The organism is Gramella sp. AN32, assembly GCF_023718305.1.
Classification (GTDB): domain Bacteria; phylum Bacteroidota; class Bacteroidia; order Flavobacteriales; family Flavobacteriaceae; genus Christiangramia; species Christiangramia antarctica.
This window is the reverse complement of record NZ_QEYO01000021.1, coordinates 60,961-81,281: the sequence shown is the minus strand read 5'-3', so window position 1 is coordinate 81,281 and position 20,321 is coordinate 60,961. Positions and strand designations below refer to the sequence as shown.

Genomic DNA, 20,321 nt, shown 5'->3' with positions numbered 1-20,321 from the left:
TATGCCTTGCAAGCATCATCATTTGGCAGTTCTTTTATAAAGTTTAGTATACTCTGCCCTTTAAAATCTTCCATAATAGCCGTTTTGTTGATACTAAGTTACAGAACTTAAATGACTAACTCAAAATTATTTATCTGAAAGAAATACGGCCCAGGGAGAAGACTCCCGGTTTTATTCGCCCAACCTTACTTTACGTAAAACTTTTTTAGCAGATCGCCTTGCTTTGACCCTACAGTGGCAAAATATTGATATGGGATTACTTAATACGAATGAACAACGAATAACCACCTACCGCCCGGGAGAATTTTATACCACTACCAATTATGTATACGAAGTAGATATGGTCATTCTTAACCTATCCTATACTTTCAATAAAAATAAAAACAAATCCAGGTTTATTAAAAGTGAATTTGGGGAAAAAGAGTTTTAGAAATTTTCTAATATATTGAAATTTATTATTTCGGGAATTTTTCAAAATGCCTTTACTGCTTGTCCGTAAATACATAATTTGGGTTTAAAATGTCACATCGAGCACAGTCGAGATGCTTTTTTAACCCTCGACTACGCTCAGGGAAACACCTTACAGCTCATTCGGTGCGTAATTTTCATGGATAAAACCACGCACCGAATGCCTCACTTTTTAACTGATTTTAGATGCTTTTATTTGATATGAAGGAAAATTAAAAAAGCCCGAAAAACATAGTGTTTACGGGCTTTTAGTAGAATTTAGTAAATTCTTAGCGGAGAAAGAGGAACTATCCAAATTTCTTGATTACCAGCGTTTTCAGGCCTTTACAAACTATTTCCAAAAAATACAGCACCGAATTTAGTCCCTAATTTCAAATTTTTATGAATTTGAAAAGTTATTAACAATTAAATGAATCATTTTACTACAAAAAATATCGAAAATCTTCTTATAAAGGTTCTTCGTAATTTATATTTTTTATACCACCTGGATTTATTTTTAAATGAGATTCTGAAGCAAAATTTTGAGCATTTTTTATTTCATCAGCTTTTATCATCCAGTTTCGCGCACAAGCCTTCCAATTCGTGATTGGATGCTTTCCATTTAGTTTCCAACCTATGGACTCGTAAAAATTATAGAATTTTCTAGCTTCCAGAGAACCTCTTTTTTCAGATTTGAAATAAGCAATAACTATTTGTTCATTTTCTGGACATGTTGGTTTAAAAGAGTTTATAATAGGTTTATTATTACGTTTATTAAAAGAGACCATTTTTTGGTCAGGTACCTGTTCAGTAGTTGAACAAGTATTGCCCATTTTTTGATCAGATAGTGTATCAAATCTGAACATGTACACAAGTGAACCATTTTTGGGACTGGTTGAGGGGTAGTATTGAAGATATCCCGACAATCTAAGATCCTTTAGCAATTTATGATAGGTCGTCCTGGAACGTATTTTAGCCAGATCCATCACTTGTATTCTATTAACCATGATTGTTTTCGGAAAATGTTTTTGGTTCCAAAGCTCAAAGAAAGCAAGATATAAACTGCGATGGGAAGCATTGATTCGGCTATCATTCGCAAACTTTCGCAGCACTGCATTCAGGTGAAGTATATAATTGACCTCGTTCATTTTCTACTGCTTTCAGATTTATAAATAGCCTTTGCCTCCCGGTAAATTTTCTCAAAATTCCTTTCTAGCTCTTCCGCTGTAAAATCATGTTTTGGAATGGGAAGCTCCTTAGCCCATTTTGCAGTTCCAAATTTCACCTTCCGGTCTTTCCCATCAGCGAAGGTGACGAATTCTCCAGGCTTCAGGCGAAAGAATAAGTCAGCCCTTATTTTGGATACTTCCCGTTCACTTTTAGTGGTACGGGTATCAAAATCCAGATTATCACTTTTACTTACACTGATGCTTTGACGCTTGACTATTTCAAAAAAACTTTCGTAATATTTGGCAGTTTCCGGATCATTCACTTTTCCGAAGAACTGGTAAGAAAGGTTACTAAGAATTGCCTTACCGGCTTCCCTGCCGTAAAGAATATCATTCTGGATTTTATCCTGAATGACATATACCGTGGAGATGTTATAACTGCGAAGCGTGGCCGGGATACGGTGCATATTAAGCAGGCGAATGGTCGAAGCTTCCTCCATTAGAATAAATGATCCCATCCGGTCATGGACGCTCATCTGTTTGGTAATACTATGAATAATGGTGGCAATAATGGGTGAATAAGCTGTTTCGAACTTCGGGTTGTTCACCACAGAAATCACTCCCGGGTTATCGGGATGGTTCACGTCTAATGGAATTTCGTCTTCAGATAGCACCATAAAAATCCGCTGGGTACTTATTTTCTTAAAAGCATTCGAGAGTGTACTTTTTACTGCTGCCGTTTGCCGTTCCGAATCTACTCCATTGATAAAAGCATTGGCCATAACCATAGATGTCACATTAGAGCTTAAAAAGTTGACCAATTCATAGGTGGATAACTGCTGAAATATTGCGATCATATGGGGCAGGGTGCAATATTTCGGATGATCGGTTTTTAGTTTCCAGATCAATCCTCCGATGATTCCCTCTGCGGCATCATTAAAAAACTTGGAGCTCCCGGAATACTCATTTTCTTTCTTTTCCAAAAGGTTCTCCAGCAGTACCCTGGAAATCTCATTTACGCTCTCTTCATCCTGCATATACCTTGGAGCAATGGGATTTACTTTATGATAAATCGTATCAAAGGAAATAAGATAGAAAGGGATTTTACTTTCTTTAAATAAGGGATAAGCGATTTTGGAGAGTTCAAAGTTTTTATAGTCATGGATGATTCCACAGAAAGAGTGTTTGCTAAAATGTCGCAGAAATTGTCCGACCACACTTTCGGTCTTTCCGCTTCCGGCACTACCGATAATGGATACCCCACGCCGGATATCTTTTAACTTGATATAGCCGTTAGATAAAGGCATGCTAAAACGGTACTTATAACTTAATTGATCTCCATGAGATTTCAGAAGCCATTCCTGTAGCAGGAAGTTGATGGTTATTAGCGGAATAAAAACCCGCAAGGAGAGCATCCCAAATAAATCAAAATCAAAACGGGAAGGAAAACTCAGTACAAATAACAGGAATATAAATCCCCAGTTGATGTGGAAGCCCCAGGAGGAATTTCGAATGGAGAACCAAAACATTCCACTAACGGCCAGGTGGAAAAACAGGATTAACGGGATATCTGATAGCATACTATTTTTATTAATAACCGATGGAACTGGATTTGATCCCGGTTTCGATGATTTTTTTGAGTTGTTTTACGGCAAACCCCACTTTACTTTGAGGCAGATGTAATACAGGTAATTGCATCCCTGTCTGACGGATTAGTTGGAAAGCGATCTTTTTCTCATTGATACCCAGGCTTTTTAAGGATAGAAAATACTGTTTAGGGTCTTTGCTGAGGGTTTTTCGTGCGGCGTAGCTTTCCACATAATTCCGGTTATACTGGAACATTTTATCAAAAGCCTGTTCCGATTTTTGAAAGAAGCCATCCCGCTCAAATCCCCGCTTGACTATTTTACCATGCATCTCCACTTCCGAGGCTTTGTACTTGCTTCCCGGAGACAGACTGTAGGTATTCGAGGCATCTTTCCGACTGACAATGATATGAATGTGAGTTTGAAGGCCTTCCTTTTTCATTCCCGGTTCTATTAGCTTTCCCTGAATTTTGTAGGGAGCCTCGCGAACCAGTTTTTGGATCTCCGCTTCCAATTGCCGGATGTTTCCGGAGACTTCCCCACGTTCCACTTTCCGGATTTCGTTTTTTAAGTGGGCAATCTGGTTACTGAAGGGTTTGTTTTCCCGCACGGCCAGATCATATCCTTTATAGGTTCTTTCCTGTTCAATCTTGGCGAAGTATTTAATATCGTCTATGTTTACCGGTCTGCCGTTAATTTCCCGGTTAAAGGAGCCGGCATATTCTTTCATGGCTTCCCGAACAAAAGCTTTGAGTTTCTCAGGGTTATTCTGAATATGTTTAAGTTCATACTGGCTGGGACTGATGGTAAGGGAATAATATTTTGGTTCTTTCAGCTTTAGCTTGGCTGTATTCCCATCTATTTCTTTGATCACCTGGTATGGCTTTATCTGGTCTTCATACTGATTAAAGAAATATTCCTTATCCATCAGATCTTTTCCTTCATTTTCCTTTTCCAGGTAGCTCACAAAATCCCCTGCACTTTGGGAATATGCACCACCTAATTTCTGTGGGGATATGGTGATATACATTTAAGTCTTTCTTTTTAGGATTATTTTAAACTGTTCAAATTCGGTTCTGGGGATATTGAGTTTCAGGTAATCAGCTCCAAAGGTGCTTTCCTTCACTTCTACATGACTCAGCAAATACTCCAGATCTTTTCGGGCGGCCAGTACCTCATCATTCAGCCGGGATATTTCCAATGTCATTTGCTCTGGAGTTTTCCCAGAGGAGTCTTTCGTTATTTTTTTCTTTTCCAAAAACTGAGGTTTATTTATACCTCGTTCTTCCATCAGAAGTTGGAGCAGAAGAAAACCTGGTTTGGTCTGAGTTTTCTCAATATTCTTAAGGATAGCGATCACCGCATCGATCCTTTTTTTGATCAGCTGTTCCAGGCTGACTTTAGAAGGAACCAATGTTTCGAAAGGCGAGAGATTGTTTGTCTCAAAAAAGTCCAGCATGAGGGCTAATGTTTCGGAAGGATGCGAGCTGTTCTTTTTAGAAAACTCCCGAAACCGGTTTGCCGCGGTGGACTTTACCTGAAGCCTTGATGTTGTACTCATGGTTACTATTTTATAATTTGCTGGCTACAGCGATCTTTAGTTTATAAGCTCTTTCAAAGGGTGGTATCCACAGAGGTGGCTAGTTTACCATGCTGCCCTTCAACAGAATCCTTAGAAAGCAACCTTTTAACACTCGCCGAAATCGAATAACACCGTGAAACGTGTTATCCTCTTGCTATTCGATTTCGTCCCGCAGGCGGGACAAAATTTTCATACGCATTGGTATTTTAACAACTGCGTTTATAGAGAGATTAAAAAAATCTCTCGTTTATTTCTATTGAGTTTAAAGCTTGGCGAAAGTCAAATCGGGAAAATTCATACCTATATTTCAAATAGGTACGACCCCTCTTTAAGGTAGTATTTAAAAGAATATGAATATTATGAATTGCATAGGCAATCCGGTATCAAATAGGGTTATTTACTATCAAATGGTACCATACAAGGAATTTGAAAAAATACCGGACGTCAGATTTAAGAATGGAGGTTTAAAAAATTGAACAGGATTTTAATTTGAACAAAGATCATGTTCACATTTAAAAATGGCATTCTTGATAAAAAATGATTTACTTATTATATCCTGAGCGTTTTCCTTTTTTGTCTTTTGAACACCTTAAAACTTTTTGTTCAAGTATCGAATAGTCTTATCTATTACAGATTTACTTCCCATAGAGCCCTCGCATTACCTTTTTTGTTGCCTTGGTTCTACAACATCCGGGATTGATAAAGCGTATAAATAGTGAAGGCAAAGCCAAATCGGCTTTATGCCGCGGTCAAGCACGGATGTTGTTCTTTTGCAGATTAAAAAAGAGATGAGCAATATGTGAATTATGAAAGAAGATCAAATAAATCACCCGTACGGATTACTAAATGAAATGGTAATCGAATTTTAGGACTGCATCATCTTGATACAATTATTGTATTAAAAATGGTAAAATTTATTTTTTTATAAACTGATTTAATTAAATTTAAACTCTCCTTCAGTTGCTTGTAATTCTCTAAATCCAAACCTATTCCTTGCATATGTTGAGCAATTCCGTCCGGTATGATCTGGGTCTCCTCCTTCAAGTGAAAACCTTTTGTGGTAGGTTTCACAAAATCTCTCATCACTTTTAGATCTTCCTCGAATAACTAAATTTTGTTCCTCAATCCACTTGAGTAAGTTTCCTTTTCCATCATATAAAGATATAGTTAAAATGAAACGAGATATACCCTCCAATTTCATTGATTAGAAACCACTTCATTAATGTGGTTTTCAGTTTTATTTGAAGTTATGCCAGATGCGAAGTATTTTACCTGTCGACCATTGACTTCATTCATGAATTTACTTACATTCCAATTAATTTTTTTCCAATTAATCTCAAATTGATCTTTTGAAAATTTAATACAGAGCGTATGTGACCACCATAGAAATTTACTTTAAATAAAATTGTAGTGGTACTTAAATTTAATAAGGCAATTTGAGAGATGCCTACTTCTGATTGCTAGATTGTTTAACGGAGATCCAAAAATCAATGAAACCCCATCTAATTTTTTGTATTCAGCTTCCAGCTCTTCATATTTCGGAATTAGGTACTATTTACTAGTAGTACTTCGAACAAGAACAACCTAGCTGCGATAATTATTTATCATTAAAATCTGTCCTTTTATCCTTCGCATTCAATCACTAAATATTCAAGATTATATCAAATAAATTTCCTACTTGATTTTGCCGCGAATTGCTTTTGAATAAGGATAGGTATAATAAGCTTTTTCATGAGCCTTTGGGCAATTTGCCTATCAACACACTAAATTTTAGCATCAATTTTTACAGAAAAACTTATTCCATTTTTGGTATTTATAATTGAGACACTAACTGTAGTTTTAGATCACACTTGCTGCTTCATCGCTTTAATAATATGTATTGTAGCAAGCTGCATACTCTACTAGTAATAAATGTCTCGGATTAGTGTCTTGGCCACTCTTTCCGCCAAGTTCTTGATGCCTGCCTACATCGATTATACCATCAATATTTTCCTGTCTCTCACGCCCCCCCGATCGCTATAGCAGCTGTTTTATAAATTCTTATTATACCAATAAGCAAAAACTGTCGTGCTCTTTTAGATCGTATACAATACGAAAAAATAAACTGTTTTAACTCTGCACTCATTTTATTGGTTTTTCAAAAAAAATCTAAATAAACTAGGAAACTACTTTGGTTTTTCAGTTTCTTAAAATATATTTGCCGTGAATTTTTAATTCAACAAAAACTTGATTAAATGAAAAGACTCTCAATATGTTTGATGCTGATTAGTAGCCTGGGCTTTGCGCAGGAGTCGGTGGAGTTAAATCTTCAGGATGCTATCAATCATGCGTTGCAGTATAAGGCGGCAGTCGAAAAAGCCCGTCTTGATTTGGAGAATGCCGATGCGCAAATAGCGGAAGTAAGAGCCAATGCTTTACCGAATATATCCGGAAGCGCAAGTACTACCTATAATCCATTGCTGCAGGAGAACGTTTTGCCAGGTGATATTTTTGGAATGCCGGGAGAAACCGTTTCTGTAGCCTTTGGCCAAGAATGGACATCTAATGCAAACGTTCAGCTTAGCCAGACGATTTTTAACCATGCGGTTTTTACAGGCTTAAAAGCAGCGAAATCTACCAAAGAATTTTATGAGCTAAACGCCGAGCTTACCGAAGAGGAGGTTATAGAAAAGGTAGCCACGGCTTATTTTCAGGTGTTTCAGGCTCAGCAAAGCTTGGAAAATGTTGATAGTAATTTAGAACTAACCGCAGAGACTGTGGAAATCGTGAAGGGTCTTTATGATAACGGTTTGGCGAAAAAAATTGATTATGACCGCAGCCGTGTTGCGCTAAACAACCTGCAATCCAATAAACAACAAGCGATTAATTCCATTCAGCTAACAAAGAATGCATTGAAGTTTATGATTGGAATGGCTATCAATCAGGATATATCATTACCTGAACAGAATTTTGAACCTACTATTCTTCCCAGTAGAAATTTAGAAATAGGAGAACGTACGGAACTCCAGTTGCTTAATAAACAAATTGAATTGTTACAATGGCAAAAGAAGGCTACACAGGCAGAATACTATCCTTCGGCATCCCTGGTGGCCAATTATGGCTGGCTGGGACAAGGAGAAAAGATACCGGTCTGGAACGGTGAAGATCAGGGTGTATTCTGGTCAGATCTTGCCGCAGTTGGGGTCAATATTCAAATTCCCATTTTTAACGGTGGTGCCACTCGGGCCAGAGCAAGACAAAATCAGGCAGAAATAGACAAAGCCAGGGCAGACTTTGAGGAAACTCAACTGGCTATGGAATTGTCTTATCGAAATGCCATTTCCCAGCTGGAAAACAGCTTGATTACTATAAGAAATCAGGAGGAAAATGTCGAGCTCGCTCAGGAAGTTATGGAGGATACCCAGAATAATTATAGCCTGGGGCTTGCCAGTCTTACCGATCTTTTGGATGCCGAGCGAGAGCTTTCCAATTCTAAAAATAACCTTACCAATGCCCGGCTTGATTATAAACTGGCAGAGATAGAATTGCTCAAATCGCAGGGAAAACTAAAAACATTAAACGAAAACAACCTTTAATAAGATGAAAAAAAAGACAATCATAACTATAGCCGCCTTAGTTGGTGTTGCCGTCGCATTTTTTCTGATTCTTCAGAATAATAAAAGTGAAAACGAACGGGAATTAAGCATTGTTGCAGAGGAGAATACGCAAGTAGCTGTTAGTACCGCCAGCGCTCAAAAGGAGAGTATCGCTAAAACATTTACCGTAAATGGTACTTTTCAACCTGATACGCGAGTGCAGATTTCCGCAGAATTAGGCGGCCAGGTTGAAGCAATCTATGTGAAAGAAGGAGATGAGGTTAAAGCGGGCCAGGTAGTTGCAAAAATTGCAGGAGACAAAATTAATGTGAACCTCAGCAATGCAAAAGCAAATCTGGATAATGCAGTTTCCACGCTAAAAAGATATGAAGCAGCCTACGAAACCGGAGGGGTAACTGCCGTACAGCTTGATCAGGCACACTTACAGGTTGAAAATGCCAGATCGCAATACCGATCTTCTCAGCTTAATTCAGGTGATACCGATGTACGCGCTAAAATTGGCGGAACTGTAAACGATAAAATGGTTGAGGTAGGAACTGTTGTAGGTGCCGGAACTCCAATCATTGAAGTGGTAGATATTTCTTCACTTCAGCTAAAAGTAGAAGTTGATGAAGCGCTCGTTAGCCGGTTAAACGTTCAGGATTCGGTAGATGTAGTGCCCAGCGTCAATAAAGATACCCTGCGCGGAAAAATTGCTTTTATTGCTCCTGCGTCTAACGGAGCTCTTAAATTTCCGGTAGAGATCACCATAGATAATTCCAAAGAAAACCTGAGAGCCGGGATGTATGCTACAGCTGTATTCAACAGAGGTGGCTCAGATAGTGTTCTTACCATTCCCCGCAACGCTTTTGTGGGAAGTGTTAGCGATAATCAGGTTTTCATTGTTAAAAACGGAAAAGCTTATTTAAAAAAAGTCAGAATCGGAGAAAATTACGGGGATAAGGTTGCGATAACTGAAGGGCTTAATGAAGGTGATATAGTAGTGACCAGCGGACAAATTAATCTTATAGATAGTACCGCTGTAGAAATAATTAGATAAAAAGAAAGCATGAAAATAGCAGAAATATCTATAAAAAGGCCAAGTATCGTCATCGTAATGCTCGTATTACTGGTTGCAGGCGGTCTTTTTAGCTACACCCAGCTTAATTATGAGCTGATACCAAAATTTGAAGTTAAGGTAGTTACCGTAAGCACGGTTTACCCCGGTGCATCTCCTGCGGAAGTAGAGAATACGGTATCCCGGAAAGTAGAAGATGCAATATCTTCTCTTGAAGGTATAAAAAAAATTCAGACGAGTTCTTACGAAAGCCTTTCAGTGGTTATGATTCAGTTGAATAATGATGCCGATGTGGATTTTTCCCTAAATGAAGCACAGCGGCAAATTAATGCCATTCGGTCTGATTTACCCGAGGATATCAACGAGCCTTCCCTGGCACAATTCTCCCTTTCGGATTTACCAATTGTAAATATGGGAATAACTGCAAATCTTTCTGAAAACGATTTGTATGATTTGATTGATCAGAAACTTCAGCCTGCTTTCTCACGTCTTCCAGGGGTTGCACAGGTAAGTCTTGTGGGAGGCCAGGAACGTGAAATAAGGGTAAATATTAAGCCGGATAAACTTCAGGGATATGGCCTAACAGTTCCACAGGTTCAGCAAATTATTACGGCATCAAATCTCGATTTTCCCACTGGAAACCTTACCACAAGGGAAAATACAACGCTTATTCGTCTTTCTGGAAAACTACAGTCTGTAGATGAATTAAGAAATTTAACCATCGCTTCTAATGACGGACAGAATATTAAACTCTCAGACGTTGCTGAAGTTCAGGATACCCAGAAAGAAGTAGAAAAGATCGCACGGATTGATCAGAAAAATACAATTCTACTTCAGGTTCAAAAACAAACTGATGCAAACGCAGTGAGTGTTAGTGAGCTCGTTCAGGAAGAGATAAAAAATATTGAACAGCAATATTCCGAAGAAGGAGTGAAAATACAAATTGCAAATGACACCTCAGTTTTCACGCTTGCTGCGGCGAATTCGGTAATAAAAGACCTTTTAATCGCTGTTGGACTGGTAGCTTTCGTGATGCTATTCTTTCTTCACAGTTATCGTAACGCACTAATTGTAATGGTAGCGATCCCTACTTCGCTTATTGGAACGTTTATAGGGATGTATCTTTTTGGATATAGCCTCAACCTAATGAGTTTGCTGGCACTTTCGCTGGTGGTAGGTATTCTGGTGGATGATGCGATCGTGGTGATAGAAAATATTCACCGCCATATGGAAATGGGAAAAAATAAGGTTCGTGCCGCTTATGACGGGGCGAAAGAAATAGGTTTTACCGTTACGGCAATTACCTTTGTGATCGTCGTGGTGTTTTTACCAATTGCCTTAAGTTCAGGACTGGTTTCTGATATTATTTCACAGTTTTGTGTCACGGTAATTATCGCCACTTTGCTTTCTTTATTAGTGTCCTTTACGGTAGTTCCATGGCTATTTTCAAGATTCGGAAAATTAGAACTCATCAGTAAGGAATCTTATTTTGGTAAGGCCATTCACAAATTTGAACAGGGAATCACCTGGTTTACTAATGAAGTTACCAAAATACTGAATTGGTCTCTTGATAATATCCTGAAGACCTTTTTAATAGTTTTTGCGCTTTTTGCCAGCTCTGTTGCCCTGGTTGCTATGGGTTATATTGGCTCTGATTTTTTTCCGGGTATAGACAGGGGTGAGTTTTTGGTGCAGTTAGAGATTGAAAAAGACGCATCTATTGAAGAAACGAACTTTCTTACTCAAAAGGCAGAAAATTACATAAGCCAGCTTCCTGAAGTGGAAAGATTGATTACTACTGTCGGCCAAACTAGTGGTGGAACGGGTGCTTCGCGATCAACGAGCTATATGTCTGAAATTAGCGTTACACTCGTAGATAAATCTGAAAGAGAGGATAAAACAGAAGTTTTTGCTGCCAAACTTGCGCGCAGGCTTGAGCAGGAGCTCGTTAGAGCTAAAGTTAAAACGGTGCCCGTTGGGCTTATCGGGGCGCAGGAAGCTCCGCTGCAAATGACGATAACCGGGACTACTTTGGAGGATGCTTTAGCTTACGCGAAAGAAGCCGAAAGATTGTTGAAAACTGTGAACGGTGCAACTGAGGTAGAACTAAGTGTGGAAGAAGGAAACCCTGAAATTTCAGTTAATGTAGACAGGGACAAAATGACTTCTGTAGGTTTAAACGTTGCCACGGTAGGGCAAACCTTGAGAACTGCTTTCAGCGGGAATGATGATAATAAATTCCGTACCGGAAATAACGAATACGACATTAATATCATTTTTGATGAGGCGGCCCGAAATAATATTGAAGATGTTAAGAATATTCAATTCATCAACAATAGTGGAGAAAGAATCAACCTTTCTCAATTCGCTGAAATAAGCTACGAATCCGGACCATCCTTACTGGAACGTTATGACCGCTCGCCTTCGGTAACCGTTAAAGCGCAAACCGTGGGTGTGACCACTGGTGCCGCGGCCCAGGAATGGGAGGGAAAATTGGCAGATATAGATAAACCGCAGGGAATCGAATGGGCCTGGGGAGGAGATATGGAAAATCAGAGTGAGGGTTTTGGAACTCTGGGAGTAGCTCTTATCGCTGCGATCATGCTCGTCTATATGATTATGGTAGTTCTTTACGATGATTTTGTGAAGCCGTTCATTGTATTATTCTCCATACCGCTATCATTTATTGGAGCTATATGGGCACTGGGATTAACAAACCAGAGTTTGAACATTTTTACCATCCTGGGGATCATCATGCTTATAGGACTGGTAGCTAAAAATGCCATTCTTCTTGTGGACTTTGCAAATCATAGAATGAATAGTGGCGAAAATATCAGAACGGCATTAGTACAGGCCAATCATGCGAGATTACGTCCAATTTTAATGACCACCATCGCGATGGTCTTTGGAATGTTACCAATTGCCCTGGCTTCCGGAGCGGCTGCCGAGATGAATAACGGTTTGGCAATTGTAATTATAGGCGGATTGCTTTCTTCCCTATTTCTTACGCTTGTCATAGTGCCGGTGGTATATTTCTTAGTAGTACGCCTGGAAGAGAAATATTTCAAAAAGGAAGAGAAGGACTACGATAAATTGATGACGGCCGATTACAAACATATAGACCCTGCACATGAACTGGAATTTTAAAAAATAGGAACTACATCATGCAAAACCTTATTTTCGTTTTTTCTTACATTTAATGAAGAAGCATATTTAATACCATAATAGAATGATATGGAAAAAGACATAGAGATGCTGGAACAAATAACTGCTCTTTTTATTCAAAACGGTGCGAAGACAGTTACAATGGATGATATTTCTAAAGAATTTGGTAAGTCGAAAAAAACCTTATACAAGCAGTACAAAAGCAAAGAAGATTTGCTGGAAGAGGTATTAAGCTATAGTGTGGATAAAATACTTCGGAAAATGAGAGATCTTGATGAAAAAATTGATAATGCCGTAGAGCGGATGTTCGCAAGAGATGAGGAAATTGAACAGATTTCCGGAACGAATGAATCAGTGATGGTAAGGCAGCTAAACAAGTATTATCCTCAAATTTTCATTAAGCATATGCTTTATTTCTTGGATAGTTTTTCAGAAATAATTGTTCATAATATTGAGAGAGGCAGAGAGCAGAAATTATACCGCGAAAACTTTGATGCCGAAATGTACGCGCAATTATTTGCACAGCTGGTCATGTCTTACCATGCTTCGCCATTAGTGAATAGAAAAAAAATTTCGAAAACCAAATATAGCCAAGAGGCTTTGTATTTTTATATGAATGCCATTACGACAGATAAAGGGAAGGAAGTAATGGAGAAGCTAACCTTATGAAAACTTAAGATAACTCCAATTCTATGACTGAATTCTGGAATAAATACCAGGATGCGACTATGGAGCGGATGCAGCCCTTATGCTACTACTCAAACTTTTTAAATTTTGGCTAACCATTCAAACCAATTTATAGGTTCGGCTTTTATTAATTTAATTTTTGTGTAAAAACGCTGTGGATTATTCTTGATATTACTGCATTAAGATTCACATTTATTCCAGACGAAAATATGCAACCACTACCAAAAATTTTGAAATAATTCTCTAAATGGGAGCCAATATTAACCATATTGGCAGCAAGTAATTTAGAATTGTTAATGACGCGTACGATAAAATTCACGCCTGAAAGGGAGCTTGATACATAGCTTGGAGCAATTAGATATTACCTTTCTACATTCTATCACCAGTAAAATGATTATTATTGCCTGGCGGTTATTAAAAAAGAGAAGCTCACCAATCAAGACATGGAAGAAAAGATAATCTTCCACTGGATAGAAATTGGATATCATATGACCGTGATGTAGATCTGGCGAAGAAGATTACGAAAGAAGAGTGTAAAGCTCATCCGAATATTTTTGATAATGCCTCTAATAAGGACTTGAAAAACGGTTTTCTTTTAGTAATCGAGAGGGTAACGAATTTAAGAGCTTCGTCGGTTGCTATTCGTACAGGAATCCTGGGATTTCGCGTCTGCTTTCGTGATGAAATGTGAACTATATGACAATAAAAAAAAGATTTTATCTCAATTACTGTTCAATTATTTTCTTATTAATACCATCGAAAAACAGCATCTAGTTTAATAAGTTTTTGATGTCAAATAGAATCATCTATTACGATATAAACAGAAAGGAAAAGTCAAATTACAATCCTCTGTTTTCTACCAATTGAATTCAAAATTTCAATTAAGGAAAACATCTTCTAAAAATTGAACTGAATTTGTTTCAAACCAAATGAATTTTTCAGCTTAAGGAAATATATGGTTTAGCTATATATCTTCCTATAGAGCCCTTCTACTACCTTTTTTGTGGCCTTGGTTCTACAACATCCGGGATTGATAAAGCGTATAAATAGAGAAGGCAAAGCCAAATCGGCTTTATGGCGCGATCAAGCACGGATGTTGTTTTTTTGCAGATTAAAAATGGGACTGGACTGAACTGTTACTATACCTAGGTGATGATTATTTGCAAACTAAAAAATCCCTGGTAAGGCAGGGATCTTTCAAATTGATTATATCTGTCAATGAATACTTTAAAGTTATTAAATTGAATTAGTTGAAAATTATTCTTATCAAAACTTTAACCTCACATTGTATAGTATTAGCTCGGTAGATATGAGAGCCACGGATAAACCATATTGCAGTATACGATCATCCAGATTTCTTCAGTTTATTTTTATTTAGCGATTTATAACCATAAAAGGCGTTTTCGTAAAACTTGGTGGAACCGAGTTTGAAGCAACCAACAATGACTATTGCTGCGGTTGACGGTTTTGCCACTTAAATTAAGCAGATATCTGTCACTGGATTATAGGTAAGCGTTAATTTATCAAAATCATCAGTGATATTCATATCAAGTTTTTCCAGACTATTGTTAATTCTTTTCAGAATTGCTGTCGAACAGATTTTCAGAATTTCTGAACCTTGATAGTATTGTATGGAGCGCTTCAACTGTAAAAATTTTCAATACTATAAAATTAAACGTTTACTTAAAAAAATTAACGTAAAATAGAATTGTGTTAAAAAAAATGACAAATGTGTTAAGCAAAACCTGTGTGTAAATTTTTAATGCAATAGTATTTACATAGGCTCTTATTTAAATATTCATAATAGAGCCCACGCCGTCGTATATGCCAATACATTTAGTGAGTGCATCCAGAAGCCTCACCTTGCGGATGTACAAGCACCCTCTTATTATTGGTTGTATCCTATCCTAAAGAATTAAATTCTATATATATCTTATCTCAATCAATAAGTAAGCCCACGCGCTGTATATGCCAAGGCATTTGGTGAGTGCACCCGTTGGCCGCACCCTGCGGGTATACAGGCACCCTCAAACCCAAAACTTTAATCTACTATAAGTTCTATCCCTGCTTTGTCAGCCTTGTATTTAATCTTGGTCATCAGGTCATAATAACTCCAGTTCCGAAATACAAAGGCTTCGGCTTTGGCTATTTGAATCTTCTTTTCCTGGTTCATCAGTACCAAAGTTCCGGCCTGGTGTTTTACACAAAAGTCAATCAGTTCCCGGCTATATTTATGCAGCCGGGTATTTACATAATTCCGCTCTTTATTTTTAAACCTGTCCAGTACTTTTGTTTTTCGTTTTGCGCCCTTGCCGGAGCGGGTGTACTTCATTCCTGATCTTAGCCTTTGCTCAGCGGCCTGGATGGCCAGCCTTCGGTATAAGAATTCTTCCTTGGTGCCGATTGTTCGTTTGTGCTTCCCGATCTTCACCACCACCGGGTATTCGATGGAAAGGGAAGCTTCTGCAACCACTTCCGGTCTAAGTCGGTGCTTTTCTTTTGGAAACTCAAAGGTGGCCAGCATAAAGGTTTTATTGTCTTTCAGTTTGATATGGGAAGTGCATAGCTTGAGTTTACCATCAGCCAGCTGCTGCATGATTTCCCATTTGTCATTAAACGCTCTGCCTAAATAGGTTTTAACCGGGATAGAGAAAAACCGGAAGCAAAAGGCTTTTTTCTCAGGATCAAATTTTAATCCGCAAATCCCTTCTTTATCAAAAGGAAAACCCATGTCTTTTTTATAATTCTGCAAAGACCGTTCACCGTTCCAGTACTCCTCACGGTTTTGTTTAAAGGAGCTTAAGATGATGCTGTTTAGGTTGGTTAAAATATTAGTGGGCATTTGACCTTTAAAGCGATCCGATACCATACGGTAGGTACAGTTAATCCGGGAACGGTTAAACAGACCCATATCATCTTTCTTTTCATCGACCAGTTTATATTTCTTGTTTTCGGATAAATAGAAGAACTCCTGGATCATTTCCTGAACATAGAGGTGAGAAACGATAAGATTGGCGGCCTTATGGCAAAGAAAGCGCCAGTGGTACAGCTTACCAATAGCTTCCTTTCGCTCTTCCACGGTAGGCAGGTCAATGAGCAGCTGGATCTTCCGGGTAAGTTTGATGGTATCTTTTCCCATATCATGCTGACTTTAATTGTTGTTCGTGCTTTTCCTGCATGAGCTTATAGGCAGCCATAAACTGGCTGTGTACTTCCTTTTGAGACAGGTTGAGTTGTTTAGCAATGGCAGCAAAGGATTCTTTCTGTTCACAGCGAAGCTGTAATACTTTTTGCTGTTCTTCGGTGATCTCTCCCTGGACTTTAATGGGGGTAGTCTTTTCAGTAATCTCCAACCCGCTTCCCCGGTTGATTATGGTTTTGATTTCCTGGATAGCTCGTTTTACCTGGTTGCTGGTTTCGGTAATTCCTTTTCCCATAAGCTGACCAATGAATTTATACCGGAAGCCGTGCTTTAAGCAGAGCTCAATCAAATGGCTTTTTTCTGCACTCAGCAGCGGTAAAACTTTCTTTATCCGCTCAAAGGCCTGTTGTTCCAGTTGCTGGTCTTTAAGGTGGTCATCTTCTATATTGGGATCATAGCCCAGCATAAACTCCTGGTAATTCCCGAAATTTTCCAGGCGGGACATATTCCTGTAAAACTGGTTTTTGGGCCGGCAGTAGTAATAGGTGCATTCTGTTTTTACTACATAGCGTAGGAAGAAGAAAATATGATCAGGATCTTCGATACGATCACGATGCTCCCATAGTTTTAGAAAAGCATCCTGTACGAGTGTTTCAATCACAAATTCATCCTTCATATTTTGTTTACCCACCCAAAAGAGTTGCCGACGGTACAAGTTATAAATACTGACCAAAGCAGATGGATCTCCTTTTTTAAGTAGCTCATAGTTGTTGACCCGCATCATAGAACTCAATTTTAATAATTTGAATATTTAATTTCTATTGATACCACCACGTGTAGGGAACGAGGCAGTGGCTACCCGGGTCTAATCCAAATGAGGATTGGCCGCAGATAGCAATGCGAGTTTCTATAAACGATAAGAGAAGAAAGCTTTGAAAAGAAGTTCAATGAATAAGGGCATGGAACTTTACTTAAAGCATCAAGGTACTGGTATACCGCACGACAATAAGTAAGCCCACGCCCCGGGTCGTGAGCATTTACACTCATCATCTCGTCGCTTAAAAATTACCAGTTTTTGATGCGAGAATCAAAGCGAATGCTTCTAATATTTTATTCTAAGAAGTTCGCAAAAATATTATTAATCAGTCAAATATAATAAATTATTTCTTTATTCGGATTTCAATCCGAATTATTTCGCTGTTGATCCTTTTTATTTGTTTTTATGGTTGACCGGAATAGTAAAATAGTTGAGTTTATATATGAAAAATGGATTAGTAAAATCACTAATAACAGTGAATTTGCAAAAAACCATAATATAGATGAAAAAACCGTCCGGCTTATTAAAGATCGAAAAAGCTATAGGACTAGCTTAGAAACCATAGAAAATATTTGCGAAGCTGAAAGCATGAATTTATCTCATTTCTTCCAAGAGGTTGATAAAATGTTTCCTGAAGTTAAGTTCGAAAAATAAGAACTTATCTTTTACTACCTCTCCAATTCACCGTACTTTTTAATCATCGCTTCAATCCCAATTACGTTTGTCCGTAGTTTATTTTAGAGTAAAGAGTTATATTGCTATGGATATAACGAGTTACCTACCATTTTTATGAAAATTTCGCGACCATTCAAAATAGATTTAAAGAAAGCTGATTTAAAAGCAGAAATTTTTCTTCCAAAAAAATTATATGATAAAGACGAATTAGTTGATATTTATATCGCTCCTACTCTAATTAAGTTAGATTCAAATAATGATGTAGAAAAACCAATATTACCAATTGATCAAAAGATGTTGGATAAGAATATCTATGAAAAGTTCAATCGAATAACCTATAGTATTGGAAAACTAAACAGATTAGCAGAATTAATAAATGATAAACTTAAAAGGACTATCGCCTTATATTTAGCAAACAATAAGATTGAAGAAATTCTGGAAAGAAATAAAAAATGTAAAGATTTAAAAAAGTATAATTTTCAGAAAGATCTAACATTTGGGGAATTAAGAAATGTATTTAGCTGTATAATAAAAACAGACAAAGAATTTGAGCAATTTGAAGAATTAGAAGATGGAGAAAAAAGGAATGATTTCAGTAAATTATTTGATGGCTATATAAATGATAGAGACAGCTATACCCACGGAATTCTTTCATTCCTATATCCAGATTTTGATCCGATTTTAAAAATAAAGCCCCCAAATACCGAAGAACATTATGTGGGAATATCAGAAAGGATTTTAAGAGATAACTTACTCACATATGATAAGATTGATCAGTTATTAGATAAAATAAATTTAGTTTGGCAACAAAAACGGTAGGTAAAAGATACCACCAACCTCCGATAAATTGTGAATTTAACTTTAGAAGAAATATTAAACTTAACAGACCTTAATGATTTTGAAACTAGCCAGATTCCAAATATTCTTGCTATTTTTTTTGAAACAGGAAGGCAATCAGAAAATGTCAAAATCATTCGAAAAGGACTTAGATTTGCCGAAGATCAAAATCTAGAAAACTTCTCGGACGATGACAAAATGGTTTTCCATTATAATGTTGCAAATGGATGGTCCTATTTCCAACGGTTGACAGAAGAATTAAATTCAGATCAATTTTGGCTTTTTAGTCAAAAAGAACTTGATCAACAAATAATAAATCTACGATTAGCCCTTTCATATTCTCATAAGAGCCAGAATATAATTAAAACATGTGAAATACTTACGAATTTAGGGAACGTGTTTAGTCAATTGGGGAGATTCTCAGAAGCTCAGTTATATTGGAAGAAAGTATTAAATATAGATTCATCTTTTCCAATGGCTTTTGGAAATATAGGATTTGGACTTTTTCATTATGCTAAAACTCTCTACGATAGTGGTCATCAATTTTTATTTTTTCAATTCGCACATAAATACTTAATAAGAACATTAGATACTGATATTTACGAGGAAGCGAAATCTGCATTTCAGGACATAATTAATATTATTGAGTCCTTTATAGACAAAGAAGACCTAAATAACATTCAAGATTTAAAAAACTTTTCCCTGGGAGAAAGTGAAGAAGAAATTAAATACAGAAAATGGTGTTTAAAAAATCACTTATTTTTAAATCCATTAAATGATATTACTACAGAAAATATAGCTGGTCACGATTGTCTTTTACTTCCGACTATGACTTTAAAATTTGATAAAACTCCAATTTATCAGACAATTTTTAATCAAATAAAGCAAGAATTTGTGTCTGCAAGACATTTACTATTTGAAGGCCTGAATCAAAAAGAAACATATTACGCGGATAAAGATAATTTACAACTGGACACCTTAGATTTTGCTATTTATTCCTACAATAGTGAAAAAACAAAAATTGCTTTTAGAATGTGCTATTCTATCCTAGATAAAATCGGTTACTTATTAAACGATTATTTAGATCTAGGATTTAAACCCGAAAAAGTATCCTTTAGAAGTATTTGGACTGTTTATGATAAAAAAATAAAGACTTCTAAAATGAACCCAAAAATTAATCAAACTCAAAATTGGCCATTAAGAGGTCTGTATTGGTTAAGTAGAGACTTCTTTGAAAAAGATGCGACCTTTTCTTCAACCATTGAACCTGAAGCCAAAGAATTAGCTAAAATTAGAAACTTCATAGAACATAAGTCATTCAAAATTATAGAGTTTGGAGAAAATGGATTATTAGATGAAAATCTTACTTATGCTATAAACCGAGAGGAATTTGAGAAGAAAACATTAAACTTAATTAAATTAGTTAGAGCTAGTATGATATACCTAGCAATAGCAATTAATTTGGAAGAACGAAAAAAAGAAATAAATAAACCAATTGTTCCGATAGATTTTATTGGCCTCCGAGATGAGTATAAGAAATAGTCGCCTGGTGGTAAAACGA

At 37.1% G+C, this 20,321-nt stretch carries 12 protein-coding genes and 1 pseudogene; 7 read left to right on the top strand and 6 right to left on the bottom strand.

Annotated elements, in window-relative coordinates; all coding sequences use genetic code 11:
- Positions 1-130: 130 nt before the first annotated feature.
- Positions 131-430: pseudogene (locus DHD80_RS17600) on the top strand (outer membrane beta-barrel protein); the annotation flags it as partial.
- Positions 431-914: 484 nt separating this feature from the next.
- Here the strand turns inward: DHD80_RS17600 and DHD80_RS17595 are convergent.
- The 4 genes from DHD80_RS17595 to DHD80_RS17580 form a co-directional block, all read right to left on the bottom strand.
- Positions 915-1,280 (bottom strand): hypothetical protein, encoded by a 366-nt coding sequence (locus DHD80_RS17595; RefSeq protein ID WP_251742776.1) that lies wholly within the window; start codon positions 1,278-1,280, stop codon positions 915-917.
- Between the two features lie 311 nt (positions 1,281-1,591).
- Positions 1,592-3,196, bottom strand: a complete 1,605-nt coding sequence (locus tag DHD80_RS17590) for a TraM recognition domain-containing protein (protein ID WP_251742775.1) — start codon at positions 3,194-3,196, stop codon at positions 1,592-1,594.
- A 10-nt stretch (positions 3,197-3,206) separates the two neighbouring features.
- Positions 3,207-4,232: a MobB family relaxase gene (mobB, locus tag DHD80_RS17585; protein WP_251742774.1), complete on the bottom strand. Its 1,026-nt coding sequence runs from the start codon at positions 4,230-4,232 to the stop codon at positions 3,207-3,209.
- Complete coding sequence (locus DHD80_RS17580) at positions 4,233-4,763, bottom strand: BfmA/BtgA family mobilization protein (protein WP_251742773.1); 531 nt, start codon at positions 4,761-4,763, stop codon at positions 4,233-4,235. It abuts the gene before it with no gap.
- A 2,255-nt stretch (positions 4,764-7,018) separates the two neighbouring features.
- On the opposite strand from DHD80_RS17580, the gene DHD80_RS17575 reads away from it, so the two are divergent.
- The 4 genes from DHD80_RS17575 (at position 7,019) to DHD80_RS17560 (ending at position 13,271) form a co-directional block, all read left to right on the top strand.
- Positions 7,019-8,359 (top strand): TolC family protein, encoded by a 1,341-nt coding sequence (locus tag DHD80_RS17575; protein WP_251742772.1) that lies wholly within the window; start codon positions 7,019-7,021, stop codon positions 8,357-8,359.
- A gap of 4 nt (positions 8,360-8,363) precedes the next feature.
- The gene (locus DHD80_RS17570; RefSeq protein ID WP_251742771.1) at positions 8,364-9,419 is read left to right on the top strand and encodes an efflux RND transporter periplasmic adaptor subunit; all 1,056 of its coding nucleotides are present in this window, start codon (positions 8,364-8,366) and stop codon (positions 9,417-9,419) included.
- A gap of 9 nt (positions 9,420-9,428) precedes the next feature.
- Positions 9,429-12,584, top strand: coding sequence for an efflux RND transporter permease subunit (locus tag DHD80_RS17565; protein WP_251742770.1), 3,156 nt, complete (start codon positions 9,429-9,431; stop codon positions 12,582-12,584).
- 87 nt (positions 12,585-12,671) lie between these two features.
- Complete coding sequence (locus tag DHD80_RS17560; protein WP_251742769.1) at positions 12,672-13,271, top strand: TetR/AcrR family transcriptional regulator; 600 nt, start codon at positions 12,672-12,674, stop codon at positions 13,269-13,271.
- Between the two features lie 2,059 nt (positions 13,272-15,330).
- Here the strand turns inward: DHD80_RS17560 and DHD80_RS17555 are convergent.
- Positions 15,331-16,428 (bottom strand): hypothetical protein, encoded by a 1,098-nt coding sequence (locus DHD80_RS17555; protein ID WP_251742768.1) that lies wholly within the window; start codon positions 16,426-16,428, stop codon positions 15,331-15,333.
- Between the two features lies 1 nt (position 16,429).
- A complete protein-coding gene (locus DHD80_RS17550) occupies positions 16,430-17,215 on the bottom strand; it encodes a sigma-70 family RNA polymerase sigma factor (RefSeq protein ID WP_347709981.1) in 786 nt (261 codons plus the stop codon).
- An 822-nt stretch (positions 17,216-18,037) separates the two neighbouring features.
- Between DHD80_RS17550 and DHD80_RS17545 the strand changes: the two genes are divergently transcribed.
- Together DHD80_RS17545 and DHD80_RS20020 are read left to right on the top strand one after the other, a co-directional pair.
- On the top strand, positions 18,038-18,742 hold the full coding sequence (locus tag DHD80_RS17545) for a hypothetical protein (RefSeq protein WP_251742767.1): 705 nt from the start codon (positions 18,038-18,040) through the stop codon (positions 18,740-18,742).
- 30 nt (positions 18,743-18,772) lie between these two features.
- Positions 18,773-20,302, top strand: a complete 1,530-nt coding sequence (locus DHD80_RS20020; protein ID WP_251742766.1) for an LA2681 family HEPN domain-containing protein — start codon at positions 18,773-18,775, stop codon at positions 20,300-20,302.
- Positions 20,303-20,321: the final 19 nt, after the last annotated feature.